A 12683-nucleotide genomic window follows, 5' to 3' on the forward strand; every position below is an offset into this window, starting at 1 on the left:
GCGCCGCTCTCGGCCTTGTAGGTCTGGTAGTCGCCGTCGCGGGTCGTGTTCATGATGTCGAGCAGCGCGCCGTCGGCGTCGCGGGCGAGCAGGTCGTCCCATTCGCGGCCCCAGACGACCTTGATGACGTTCCACCCGGCGCCGCGGAAGAAGCCCTCCAGCTCCTGGATGATCTTGCCGTTGCCGCGGACTGGCCCGTCGAGGCGCTGCAGATTGCAGTTGACCACGAACGTCAGATTGTCGAGGCCGTCGTTGGCCGCGAGCTGCAGCAGGCCGCGGCTCTCCGGCTCGTCCATCTCGCCGTCGCCGAGGAACGCCCAGACGTGCTGATCGCTCGTGTCCTTGAGCCCCCGGCCCTGCAGGTACCGGTTGGACTGCGCCTGGTAGATCGCATTCATCGGGCCGATGCCCATCGACACGGTCGGGAACTCCCAGAACTCCGGCATGAGCCTCGGGTGCGGGTAGGAGCTCAGGGCGTGGCCCTCGCGGGACTTCTCCTGGCGGAAGCCGTCCAGGTCCTCCTCGCCGAGGCGCCCCTCCAGGAACGCGCGGGCGTACATCCCGGGCGAGGCGTGCCCCTGGAAGTACACCTGGTCGCCGCCGCCGGGGTGGTCCTTGCCGCGGAAGAAGTGGTTGAAGCCGACCTCGTACAGGGTGGCGGCTCCGGCGTAGGTGGAGATGTGACCGCCGACGCCGATGCCGGGGCGCTGCGCGCGGTGCACCAGGATCGCGGCGTTCCAGCGCATCCAGGCGCGGTAGCGGCGCTCGAGCTCCTCGTCGCCGGGGTAGGCGGGCTCCTCCGACACCGGGATCGTGTTGACGTAGTCGGTCGTCGCCGTGGGCTCCGGCGCGTAGCCGGCGCGGGCCGCGAGCGAGCGCACGATGTGCTCGCCGCGCTCGGCGCCGCGCTGCGCCACGAGCGCGTCCAGCGACTCGAGCCATTCTGCGGTCTCTTCGGGATCGTGATCCAGGGTCTCGGATCCGGGGGCGGCGGAGCTGCTCTGTTCGCGCATCTTCGGCCTTTCTGTGAGAGGTATCGGTGGCCGCCGGTCGGGCGGCGGGGCTGATCTGCTACATGTAGGAGGCTGCCGATCGGGCAGCGTGTCTGAGTTTCGAGGAGTGACGATGAGCGGACGCATCGCCGTGGTGACGGGTGCGGGATCGGGGATCGGCCGCGCCGTCGCGCGCACGATGCTGGAGGCCGGCTACCGCGTGGCGCTGGCCGGGCGACGCGAGGCCGCGCTGACCGAGACGGCGTCGGGGCGTCCGGATGCGTCCGGGAGGAGAGGCATCCCGTCGAACGCCCTCGTGGTGCCGACCGACGTCACGGTCGAGGCCGAGGTGGACGCGCTCTTCGACCGCGTCGTGCAGGAGTGGGGGCGGGTGGACGTGCTGTTCAACAACGCCGGCGCGTTCGGCCCCGCGGTGTCGGCGGCCGACATCTCCCTGGACGACTGGGAGCGCACGCTCGCGGTCAACGTCACCGGTGCGATGCTGTGCGCGCGCGGCGCGATGCGCGTGATGCGCGCACAGGATCCGCAGGGCGGCCGGATCATCAACAACGGATCCATCTCCGCGCAGACGCCCCGCCCGCTCTCGGTCGCCTACGCCGTGAGCAAGCACGCGCTCACCGGGCTCACGCGCTCGATCGACCTGGACGGCCGGGCGCACCGCATCTCCTGCGGCCAGATCGACATCGGCAACACCCGCACCGACATCATGGACGAGCTCGGCGTCGGCTCCGGCGCGCTCCAGGCCGACGGCAGCCGCAGGGTCGAGCCCACGTTCGACGTCGACGCGGCGGCGCGCACCGTGCTGTTCATGGCGGATCTGCCCGCCGAGGCGAACATCGGCGCGCTCACGGTCACGGCGAGCGGGATGCCGTTCGGCGGACGCGGCTGAGGCGACGGATGAGGGGATGGATCCCATCGGGCAGATCCATCCCCTCATCTCGGTACCGAGCGTCCGTGCGGAGCTTCGGTGCGGAGCGCGCTCAGCAGAAGCCGGCGATGCCGCCCCAGGACCAGTGGTCGGCGTCCGCGTCGTCGCGCAGGAACGACGCCTCGATGAGGCCGTAGGGGCGGTCGGCGGCGAAGAACACCTCGTTCGGGTTCTCCAGGCCGAACGGCGACAGGTCCACGACGAAGTGGTGCTTGTTCGGGGTCGAGAAGCGGATCTCGTCGATCTCCGGGTGCGCCTCGAGCACGGCCTCTGCCATCTCCTTGAGCGTGTGCTGCAGCGCGTACGAGTAGTTGCGCGAGAAGCCGGCGAGGAGGAGGCGACGGACGTCCGCGTAGACCTCGTTGAAGTCGAGGTCGATGCGGTTGTAGCGCCACTTCGCCGTCACCGAGGTGGCGAGGATGCGGTCCTCGGTCTCGGGGAGGGTCGTGTACGGATCCTTCGGGTAGCCGACGAAGCCGCTCGCGGTGGACTTGAGGACCGTGAGGTCCTGCAGGCCGGCGATGACCGTGGTGTCGTCGCCGTCGATCTGCACCACCGCGGTGCGGGTCTCGGTCCCGCCGCGGACGAACGAGTGGTCGTGCTCGCCGGCGTCGCCCTCGATGCGCAGCCAGGTGTACTGCTCCGCGGCCCAGCGTCCGCCGGTGACCCAGTCGAACCCGCCGGTGAAGTGGCGACCGAGGCGGAGCAGGAACTCCTCGGGGCTGCCGATGCCGTCCTTGGCGAAGGCGTAGACCGTGTTCTTCTGCGTGTCGGTGGCGACGACGTGTCCGTTGTCGCCCTCGAAGTGGGCGGCCTCGAAGTCGCCGCGCAGCTGCGAGGTGACGTTGAGGTCCTCGATCTCGTGACGGGCGGTGTCGCGCGTGATGCGGACGACGCGGTTCTCCGCCTTGCCGTACTGGTTCTTGCCCAGGGTGATGGTGGTCATGTCGGATTCCTCTTAGCTTCCTCGGTAGGTGGAATAGGCGAACGGACTGAGCAGCAGCGGCACGTGATAGTGCGCCTGCTCGGCGTCGACCAGGAAGGTCAGCACCACCTCCGGGAAGAAGGTGTCCGTTTCGATGCCGTCGAAGTAGGCCGCGGTGTCGAACCGGAGGCGGTATGCACCGCTCTCCAGCCGCTCCGGGCCCAGCTCTTTCACCCGCCCGTCAGCATCGGTGAAGCCCGTACCGATCCCGACCCATCCCTCGCCGTCGCGGGCTTCGAGTGCGACGGCGACGCCGGACGCGGGGCGTCCGATCGATGTGTCCAGGATGTGGGTGGTCACGTGGGAGACGCTCATGCGCTCGCTCCTTCGGTCTCGATGGCCGCCGCGAGCCGCAGGGCCGCGATCTCGCGCAGCTGCTGGTCGACGACGGCGAGCTCCTGCTCGTCGGTGTTGCCGAGCCGCTCGTGCAGCAGGGCGAGGATGTCCTCTGCGCTGCGGCCGGCGGCGCGCACGAGGAAGACGCGGTCGAACCGCTCCTCGTAGGCGCGGTTGCCCTCGGCGAGGGCGGCCGCGGTGGCGTCGTCGACGCTCGGCTGCTCGCGGCGCGAGTGCGCGGCCTCGGCGCTCGTGCCGTCGACCTTCGCGCCGATGCGCGGGTGGTGCGCGAGCGCGCCGTCGAGCTCGGCCTCGGCGAGCGGGGCCGCGACCTCGAGGGCGGCGGCGGAGAGCGCGTCGACCGAGGCGTAGGGACGGCCGTCGACGATCGCGGCGATCCAGCGGGCGATGTCCAGTGCGGGCTTCACAACGGCCGTGGCGTCATCACGGCCTGCGGAGTTGAACTCCTCGAGCAACATCTTCGATCCTCAAGCCATGCTGGCATCCGGCGTGTAAGGCAGTACGGTCGGATCCTATCGAGGGGATCCGTTCACCATCTCGAGGATAGTTTCCGCAGTCCGGAACTGTTATTTCAGCATGTGTAACTATTGTGCGGACGGAACCCCGCCCTGTCAACCCCCATTGCGAGTCGTCCCCCTCAGCGGACGCTCTGGGCTCCGCTGAGGGGGACGACTCGGGGTAGTGGAAGGGATGTGCCGGGGTCAGACGCCGAGCTCTTCGCGCAGGCGCGCCACGTGGCCGGTCGCGTCGACGCCGTACTCGGCGCGCTGCACGACGCCGTCGCCGTCCAGCACGAACGTGGAGCGGATCACGCCGTCGAAGGTGCGGTCGCCCACGGTCTTCTCGCCCCACACTCCCCAGGCGCGCGCCACGGCGGCATCGGTGTCGGCGAGCAGCGGGAAGGTCAGGCCCTCCGCATCCGAGAAGGCCCGGATGTCGGCGACCTCATCGGGCGAGACGCCGATCACGGAGTAGCCCGCGGCGTCGAGCGACGACAGGCTGTCGCGGAAGTCGCAGGCCTCCGTGGTGCACCCCGGGGTCGCGGCCTTGGGGTAGAAGTACACGACGACGTTGCGTCCGCGGTAGTCCTCGAGCGAGACGCGGGCGCCGTCGGCGTCCTCGAGGGCGAAGGCGGGAGCGGTGTCACCGGCGGCGAGGCGAGTGGTCATGATGTCTCCTTTTCGGATGGGGTTCTGCGGATCCTGGGGGCGGACGCTTCGACAGGCTCAGCGACCGGGGTCAGTGGTCCGGCGAGCGGGGCCGGGAGGCCCGGCGACCCGGGATCAGTGGGCGGCGGGCAGCACGCCGAAGGCCTCGGCGAGCTGCATGATCTTGCGGGCGCGGCCGAGGCGGGGCAGGTCGCTGCCGTCGCGGACGATGCAGCCGCGCGCCTCGAAGTCCTCGAGGAATTCGTAGGCCCACTCGACGTCGGTGCGGGTGGGGCTGATGACCTCGTTCACCACCGGGGTCTGGTCGGCCTGCAGGCAGAGCTTGCCGGTCATCCCCATCGACACGGTGATGGCCGACTGCTCGCGCAGGATCGGATGGCTGGATCCGACGGTCGGGCCGTCGATCGGTCCCGGCAGGCCGCCGGCGCGGCTCGAGATGACGAGGCGCGCGCGGGGGTACGCCATCGCCTCGCGATCGGCCGACATGCCGGTGTCGCGGCGGAAGTCGCCGCTGCCGAAGGCGAGCCGGAAGACGCCCTTCGCCCGCGCGATCTCGGTCGCGTTCTCGATGCCGATCGCGGATTCGACGAGCGCGACCACGGGCACCTTCGCGCCGAGGCGGTTGAACGTGTCCATCACCTGGCCGCCGAACTCGGTCTTGGCCAGCATCACGCCCTGCAGACCGGGGGCGTCGCGCAGCCCGTCCAGATCCGGGGACCAGTGCTCGCTGGTCGCGTCGTTGATGCGCACCCATGCGCGGTTCGCCCTGCCGTTCGCATCGGCGCCGTGCAGCCAGCGCACGACGTCATCGCGCGCGGAGTCCTTGCGGCTCGCGTCGACCGCATCCTCCACGTCGAGCACGACGGCGTCCGCGTGCGAGCGCGCCGCGTCGTCGAACGTCTCCGGCCTCGTCGCCGCGACGAGGAGCCACGAGCGCGCCAGCTCCGGCGCGATCTCGCGCGAGCCGGTGGTGGGCAGAGGAGCGTTCATTGTATTCCATTCTGTGAAACTTGACTTTTGCGATATGAAAAGGCTACTCCCGCTCGTCAGCGGGCGCCAGCCCCCTGCAGGGCTCGGCCTCAGCCGCGCAGCGCGACGACGGCATCCCACAGCGCCGCGGCGACCGCGCGCTTCGAACCGGATGCCACCGCGACAACGGCCCCGTCGGGACCGATGACCTCGACGGCATTGTCGTGCTTCTCGAACCCGTGCTCGGCGTCGGCGAGGTTCACGGCGAGCAGATCGGCGCCCTTGCGCTCGCGCTTGCGGCGCGCGCGTTCGCGCCGGGCCTCCGGATCCGTCGCCGTCTCCGCGGCGAAGCCGACGATGACCTGCCCCTCGGGAGCTCCGCCCGTCCGGCGGGCGGCGCCGAGGGCCGCCAGCACGTCCTCGTTCTCCACGAGCTCGATCCGCTCGAGGATCCCGTCCTCCTTGGTGAGCTTGTGCGCGGCGGCCTGCGCGGGCCGGTAGTCGGCGACGGCGGCGGCCATGACCACGGCGTCCGCGCGGGCCGCCGCCTCCTTCATCGCGGTCGCGAGCTCCGCGGCCGTCGCGACGGGACGGATCCGGATCCGCGGATGACCGGCCTCGGCGAGGACGTCCCCCGCGAGGTTCGCCGCGACGAGCTCGACGTCGGCGCCGCGGGTCGCGGCCTCGACGGCGAGGGTCGCGCCCTGCCGCCCGCTGGAGCGGTTGCCGAGATAGCGCACGGGGTCGATCGGCTCGCGCGTGCCGCCCGCGGAGACCACGACCGTCAGACCGGCGAGGTCCTGCGGGGCGAGCAGGCGCAGCGCGGCCTCGGCGATCGCCTCGGGCTCGCTCATCCGGCCGGGTCCGCTGTCGCCGCCCGCCAGCTCGCCGTCGTCCGGGCCGATCAGGTGCACGCCGCGCTCGGCGAGCGTGCGGATGTTCGCCTGCGTCGCGGGGTGCGCCCACATCTCGGCATGCATCGCCGGTGCGATGAGCACGGGGGCGGTCGTCGCCAGCAGCGTCGTGCCGAGCAGGTTGTCGGCGATGCCCGCGGCCATGCGCGCAATCGTGTTCGCGGTGGCGGGCGCGACCACGACCAGGTCGGCGCCCTGACCCAGGGCCACGTGGCGCACCTTCGCCACGTCGTCGTGCACGCTCGTGGTGACCGGGTTGCGGCTGATCGCCTCCCACGTCGGCGCGCCCACGAAGCGCAGCGCGTCCTCGGTGGGGACGACGGTGACCGCGTGCCCTGCCTTCACGAGGAGCCGCACGAGCTGCACCGACTTGTAGGCCGCGATGCCGCCGGAGACCCCCACCACGATGTCCATCCCTCGATTCTGCCCGAGATGTCGAGGGCGCGGGCTGGGAGCGGCGCCCGTGGGCGCGCGGGCGCGCGCACGCCCGCGCGGCGCGAGCGCTCGCGCGGCGCGAGCGCTCACGCGGCGCGAGCGCTCACGCGGCGCCGGTCCGTGAGCGCTCCATCCCCGTCGACGCCCCCTCCCACGACCGACGCCCCCTCGCAGGTACGTTCGCACGAGGGGGCCTCGACGCCGCGAGGGGGCGTCGACGTGCCTAGACTGAGGCGCGTGTGCACCGTCGTGATCGAGGTCGGCGCCCTCCAGGAGGGTCAGGGACCGGTGGTGCGGCTGCTGGCCGTGCGGGATGAGGATCCGCTGCGCGAGTGGGATGCGCTCGGCGAGTGGTGGCCCGACCGCCCAGGGGTCATCGGGATCCGCGACCGCCGCGCAGGAGGCGCGTGGCTCGCGGTCGATCCGGCCTCGCACCGGCTGGCCGTGCTGCTGAACCGCGCCGACGTGCTCGACCTCCCCGATGATCAGGCCGTCTCCCGCGGCACGCTGGCGCCGGCGTCGGTCACCGGCACCTCGCCCAGCGGATCGGAGCGCATGCACGGCTTCAACCTGCTCGAGGTCTCCCCCGACGGCGCGCGCGTACTGTCCTGGGACGGCACCGAGCTGCGCGAGACGCCGGTGCCCCCTGGCGTCCACATGATCGCCCACTCCGATCTCGACGACCCCGACACCGCCCGCATCGCGCGCTGGCTGCCGGAGTTCCGCGCGCATCCGACCCGCGACGAGGAGTGGCCGGAGTCCTGGATCCGCCTGCTCGCCACGACGGCGGAGCTGGATCCCACCGACGACCGCGCGATCATCCGGGACAACCGTCCCCACGGCTACCCGACGCAGTCCCTCCTGTACTGCATCGCGTCGGTCGGCCCCGACGGCGTCGAGGTACGCGACCACGCGCTGCCGGCGCCGGCGCACTGGGCATGACGACGCCGGAGGGGTCCTCGGATCGCCTCGTCCCGATCCCCGGGGACGTGATCCGGCAGCCGTTCCCCGGCGCGGACGACCTGGAGCGGTCCGTCGCGCTGCTCCGACAGGTCGCGTCCGGAGAGGGTCCGCAGCGGCTGCTCCGTCTGTACACGCCGGCGCCGACGCTCGCCCTGACCCGGCGGGAGAGCCTGATGCCCGGCTACGACATCGCCGTGGCCGCGGCGGAGCGCCTCGGCTTCACACCGGCGATCCGCCCGACCGGCGGCCGCGCCGCCGCCTACGACGAGACCTGTCTGGTCTTCGACCTCGTCGAACGCGAGGAATCGCATGCCGACCCCACCGCCCTGTTCGCGCAGGCAGGGAGAACGATCGTCGACGCACTGCGGGGGCTCGGCGTCGACGCCCGGCTGGGTGAGGTCGCCGGCGAGTACTGCCCCGGCGAGTACAGCATCAACGCCCGCGACGCCGTGAAGCTCGTCGGCACCTCGCAGCGCGGTGTGGGCGGCGCGCGACTGCTCAGCGGGATGCTCGCATTCGGTCCTGTCGATCGTTTCGTCGCGGTGCTCACGGACGCCAACGCCGCGCTGGGGCTGGAGTGGGATCCTCGGACCTTCGGATCCATGCTCACCGAGGCTCCGGCGGTCTCGCGCGAAGACGTCGAGGAGGCGCTGGCGGCGGCGCTGATCGTCTGATCGGCAGTGGGAACGGTCAACGCCCGGGTCCGAGGTCTTCATGTCGCAACGGTGGAGGACGCTCGTCGTTGCCCCACGCGCGAGGGCGGGTGCATAGCGTCGCGATCGTCGTAGCGCGAACGGATACAGCGGTCCGCGAGTGCCTCGCCGAGTCGAGGGCGGTCCCGGCGGGCATTTGCGGCCGCCATCGACGGCCTACGCTGCACTCGCAGATTCTGCTCGTCTGCTGCTGCGAAGGACCGCTTCCGCTCGGTCGGGCCCCGGGCTCAGACGCGGTTGTTGCCTAGATTCGGCGCTCTCGACGGACGCTGTCCATGTTTAGGGAGTCTTCTTCGCGATCGTTGTTAGAAGGTCGATCACCTGAGCGGCAGGCAAAGTGTCGTCCGAGGAATCCTTCGCCTTCTCCGGAGGATTGCCAAGGACTCGATTGGCGAAAGCGCGGTAGATTGCACCGTGCTCGTCTTCGGGGGCTCCTTCGACAAACGCACGGAATGACTTCAACTGCACGTCGATGCTCTTCGCCCAGTTGGCTACGCGCCGATGTTGTCCGGCTTGCTTCGCAAGGTAGGCGAAGAGAGCACCCAACGCTCCGAGGACTGCAAGTCGGTACACAATTCCGGCCCAGTCGTCCCCGTCGGGATGAGGAACGAGATATACGGCCACTGCAGTCGCAATGATTCCGATGATCGTGGCGCCCCGGAACCATTCGGCGGCAATGCGCTCGCTCCTTGCGTAGCTCGCAAAGTACTCAGAGAGCGAAACGCTACCTGTGACGCCAGCGGCGTCGCTTGCCGCCTCGGACGCCTTCCTGGCCTGATCCAAGTACTTTGCAGCGCGTTGGGATCGCAGATCCCCCACGGCATCCAGCACCCGGCCTCGCACCGCTAACTCGTCGGTCAGTAACTGCACCCTGTCCGCTCCCTCCGGAAGAGCGGCGATTCCAGCCTCAATCACTCGACGAGCGCCATCGCACCAGTCGAGTAGCGAGCCCCTCGGGCCGCGCTCCATGACCACTTGGAGATCATCGAGGATCGCCTCGGCCGCACGGTAGATCGCTACAGGCTCGACAGTCATCGCCAGGCTCGGATCCTGCTTGGAGACGTCCCGGAGTACCGCCTCCAACAGGTGCAACGTGTCCATCGCCGACATCAGCTCAGCACGCGTTGGGAGGGCGTCAGATTCGTCCGGCCGCGTGGCGAGAGCACTATCGAGGAGTTTCCCTTGAATTGCGATCTCTCTGAGCAGCGGATCCCAGTCAGTCACACCAGAACACTAGCAATCGGGTGCCCCAGTTCCTGCTCCGGGCGCTTGCAGCAGTCCACGCTCAAGTCGTCGGCCGACCTGGCGCGGTCTGTGGGGGCCGCCTGGGGCTCACCCGTCCCCGAGGACGACGAGCTGACTCGATTCGGTTGGTCGGCCGTGCCCGAGAGCTCGTCACCGCCTGAATCTAGCCTGCATCCGCACGCGGGCCGACCGGCGAGGGAGCGATAGGACGTCCGGCGCACGTTGCCGCGAACGTCCGCTGCTTGCTCTTCATCGATCACCCATCGCTGGTGCCTTTGAGTGATCCGGACACTTGGCGCCCAGGTAGTCGCGCACGATCTTCCCGGGCATCGCCTCATCCGTGTAACCGAGCTCGCGCGCGAGTCCGGCAAGTTCGCACGTAGCCGTCAAGAAGCGCGAGCGCAATGCCGCCTCCCGCGGACGTTGAGCGACGCCGAAGAGGAGAATCCACTCCTCCCGTAAATTGTCGGGCTTGACCGATACCCTTCAGGGATGGTGGATGAATCATCGACGTCGTGGTTTTTCGCATACGGCGGGAAGCCGAGGCTCCGGGCCGACACTATGCGTGGGGCCGTAAAAGGAATCCGCAAGGGCGGCGGCAAAGCGCTGACCTGGGAAGATCTGCGCATCAAGGGCGGAATCTTGATCGACTCCATCACGGCAGCCATCGATGAACATGCAGGAGTCGTGGCCGAGGTCAGTGACCTAAACCCCAACGTATTGTTTGAAGCTGGTTACGCACTCGCGCGCGGCAAACATGTGTGGCTGGCGTTTGACGAAACGGACGAAGAGGCCGCCAGGAACTGGAAGGAGTTGGGCATCCTTTCGACCATCGGCCGCGTCAACTACTCAGCAAGTTCAGACTCGCTTGCGACGCAGTGCATCACGGAAGATCCGGAGCGCATCGGAAGCAGCCCTCTGCTCGAACGGCTCCTTGCCGGCGGCAAGTCGAGGCAGCCCGAGGCTGTGTTCGCGCCACCGCTCCCGTCGCGAATCCAGCCCGCGATCTCCCTCGAGGCATTTCTTGAGCGTCAGTCTCACCTTCAACTACTTGGAGCCGGTGACGACCTAGGGATGGCGCCGCTGGAGTTCTATGTGAAAGAGATCTACCGGTCCTCTGCAGCCGTCTTCCACCTCCTCGCCGAAAGAAGGGTCCGCGCACGGGAGCACAACGCCCGTGCCAGTCTGATGGCCGGAATTGCGCACGGATTTGAGCTGCCGATCCTCATGGTCGTTGAAGACGGATTCGAGTCGCCGCTCGACTACCGCGACCTTCTCTACAGCTACGGCAGCACGGCAGACTTGATCGAGCACGTTCGCAGCTGGCTCGATACGCTGCCGAAGCAGGCGGGCACAAACAAGCGGCTGGGGCGGCTCGCGCTCGATATAGAACTGCCGATCCGCAGCTTTGGGCAGTTCGTCGCGGAGTATGAGCGGGAGGAGCTCACCGACTATTTTGTGGAGACGAGCGAGTTCCGATCGATACTGGCGGGCGACGCGAAAGTCTTCGTCGGCCGCAAAGGAACCGGCAAGACCGCGACGATGAGCCAGGCGGTTGACGAACTGAGGCGGGATCGTCGGAACCTCGTCGTCTCCGTTAAGCCCTCCGCGTATGAGCTCGCTGGTCTCATCGAGCTCGTAAATCGTTTGGGGGCCGGTGGCCACTCCGAGTACCTCATGGTTAGCCTGTGGAGCTATCTCCTTCATACGGAGATAGCGGTGCGCGCAGTGAAACACGCTACCGAGAAGCCAGCTGGCACAGGCACCAATACTGACCTGCAAGACCTTGCTGCAGAGCTCGACGAACTAGATGTCGATCTGGATGGCGATCTCTCAACTCGCCTAGAGCGCGCGGTCGATCGGCTGGCGCAGGAAAACCCACGCGACGGCGAGGCAACTCAAGCCTTTGTCGGTCGAATGCTTCGGCTCAACCGGCTCGGACCCCTCCGAGAGCATGTCCTTCGCGCGATCGGAGACTTCGATCGCGTTGCCGTACTCATCGACAACCTCGACAAGACCTGGGAAAAGGGCGTCGAATACAGTGTGATGGCCCGGTTCATATTGGCGCTTCTGACTTCGATCGGACGCGTTGAACGCGAGTTCAGCAAGCCCCCGTCAGGTTTATCGCCGGCTCGGGTTACGCTTGGGATTTTTCTGCGAACCGATATCTACGACGCGATCGCCCGATTTGCTCGTGAGCCCGACAAAGTTGGCGTGCTTAGCGTGCGCTGGCAGGACCCCGAACTCCTCGTACGAGTCCTCGAGGAACGCTATGTCGCGAATCGATCACGCAAGGGAAAGGCAGCCGCCTTTGACATGTGGGGCGAGGTCTTCGATTTAGAAGTACGAGGCCTCCCCACACGCGACTACTTCCTTTGGCGCACTTTGTCTCGTCCGCGCGACCTGATCTTTTTCGCCAATGCGTCTCTGACCACCGCGATCAATCGCAAACATTCCCGCATTACCGCGGCCGATGTGACGTTCGCCGAGAAGCAGTACTCGCGATTCGCGATCGAGGCGCTCCTTGTTGAGAGCGACGCTGAAGACTTCAACCTTGAAGAAGTGCTTTACGAGTTCGCAGGCCTAGATTGCACTCTCCACGAAGAGGAGTTGACCGAGTTGCTCGTGGCGTATGGGGATCCGGAGTCCATCCGGGATTGGCTCGTGCGGACGTCCTTTCTTGGGGTCGAAGTCCGTTCTGGCGAGTTCGTCCACGTAGAGGGGGAAACAGACTCGCGCCGTCAGGTAAAGGTTGCGGAGAGGTTCGCATCTAGGCACGAATCCAAAGTTAGGTATCGCGTCCACCCGGCCTTTCGGCCGTTCCTCGAGGTACGAGATGACGACCTTCATCGCGGTGACTTGCGAGATGCAACGCTCGATCCAGTGAAAAGCTCGGGACTGCTGCACGGATAGGTGACAGGTTGTAGTCACGCCGCCAGTGCGACGGTCGTGTTCATGATGGTCTCGAACTCGATGGGCGTCAAACGGCCCA

The 12683-nt window shown here is 68.1% G+C and carries 11 protein-coding genes and 1 pseudogene; 4 read left to right on the plus strand and 8 right to left on the minus strand.

The features are described from left to right. A pseudogene (locus tag B7X32_RS12135) lies at positions 1–1013 on the minus strand (pyruvate dehydrogenase (acetyl-transferring), homodimeric type); the annotation flags it as partial. A 112-nt stretch (positions 1014–1125) separates the two neighbouring features. Between B7X32_RS12135 and B7X32_RS12140 the strand changes: the two are divergent. Beyond that, positions 1126–1902: an SDR family oxidoreductase gene (locus B7X32_RS12140; protein WP_292719862.1), complete on the plus strand. Its 777-nt coding sequence runs from the start codon at positions 1126–1128 to the stop codon at positions 1900–1902. Positions 1903–1993: 91 nt separating this feature from the next. Here the strand turns inward: B7X32_RS12140 and pucL are convergent, their stop codons facing one another. From pucL to coaBC, 6 genes are all read right to left on the minus strand, one after another. Continuing rightward, complete coding sequence (gene pucL, locus B7X32_RS12145; RefSeq protein WP_292719864.1) at positions 1994–2887, minus strand: factor-independent urate hydroxylase; 894 nt, start codon at positions 2885–2887, stop codon at positions 1994–1996. A gap of 12 nt (positions 2888–2899) precedes the next feature. After that, positions 2900–3241 (minus strand): hydroxyisourate hydrolase, encoded by a 342-nt coding sequence (gene uraH / locus B7X32_RS12150; RefSeq protein WP_292719866.1) that lies wholly within the window; start codon positions 3239–3241, stop codon positions 2900–2902. Further along, a complete protein-coding gene (gene uraD, locus B7X32_RS12155; protein WP_292719868.1) occupies positions 3238–3741 on the minus strand; it encodes a 2-oxo-4-hydroxy-4-carboxy-5-ureidoimidazoline decarboxylase in 504 nt (167 codons plus the stop codon). The genes uraH and uraD overlap by 4 nt, the downstream gene beginning before the upstream one ends. Positions 3742–3984: 243 nt before the next feature. Next, a complete protein-coding gene (gene bcp / locus B7X32_RS12160) occupies positions 3985–4452 on the minus strand; it encodes a thioredoxin-dependent thiol peroxidase (protein ID WP_292719870.1) in 468 nt (155 codons plus the stop codon). Positions 4453–4566: 114 nt separating this feature from the next. Continuing rightward, on the minus strand, positions 4567–5442 hold the full coding sequence (locus tag B7X32_RS12165) for a CoA ester lyase (protein ID WP_292719872.1): 876 nt from the start codon (positions 5440–5442) through the stop codon (positions 4567–4569). Between the two features lie 89 nt (positions 5443–5531). Beyond that, on the minus strand, positions 5532–6749 hold the full coding sequence (gene coaBC, locus B7X32_RS12170; protein ID WP_292719873.1) for a bifunctional phosphopantothenoylcysteine decarboxylase/phosphopantothenate--cysteine ligase CoaBC: 1218 nt from the start codon (positions 6747–6749) through the stop codon (positions 5532–5534). A 258-nt stretch (positions 6750–7007) separates the two neighbouring features. Between coaBC and B7X32_RS12175 the strand changes: the two genes are divergently transcribed. Next, positions 7008–7712 carry a hypothetical protein gene (locus B7X32_RS12175; RefSeq protein ID WP_292719875.1) on the plus strand — a complete coding sequence of 235 codons (705 nt, stop codon included), beginning with the start codon at positions 7008–7010 and terminating at the stop codon, positions 7710–7712. Beyond that, a complete protein-coding gene (locus B7X32_RS12180) occupies positions 7709–8407 on the plus strand; it encodes a lipoate--protein ligase family protein (RefSeq protein ID WP_292719877.1) in 699 nt (232 codons plus the stop codon). The genes B7X32_RS12175 and B7X32_RS12180 overlap by 4 nt, the downstream gene beginning before the upstream one ends. A gap of 318 nt (positions 8408–8725) precedes the next feature. Here the strand turns inward: B7X32_RS12180 and B7X32_RS12185 are convergent, their stop codons facing one another. Beyond that, on the minus strand, positions 8726–9670 hold the full coding sequence (locus tag B7X32_RS12185; RefSeq protein ID WP_292719879.1) for a hypothetical protein: 945 nt from the start codon (positions 9668–9670) through the stop codon (positions 8726–8728). Between the two features lie 513 nt (positions 9671–10183). Between B7X32_RS12185 and B7X32_RS12190 the strand changes: the two genes are divergently transcribed. Beyond that, entirely contained in the window at positions 10184–12604 is a 2421-nt protein-coding gene (locus B7X32_RS12190) for a hypothetical protein (RefSeq protein ID WP_292719881.1), read from the plus strand. The last annotated feature ends 79 nt before the right edge of the window (positions 12605–12683 follow it).

Source organism: Microbacterium sp. 13-71-7 (assembly GCF_002257455.1).
GTDB lineage: Bacteria > Actinomycetota > Actinomycetes > Actinomycetales > Microbacteriaceae > Microbacterium.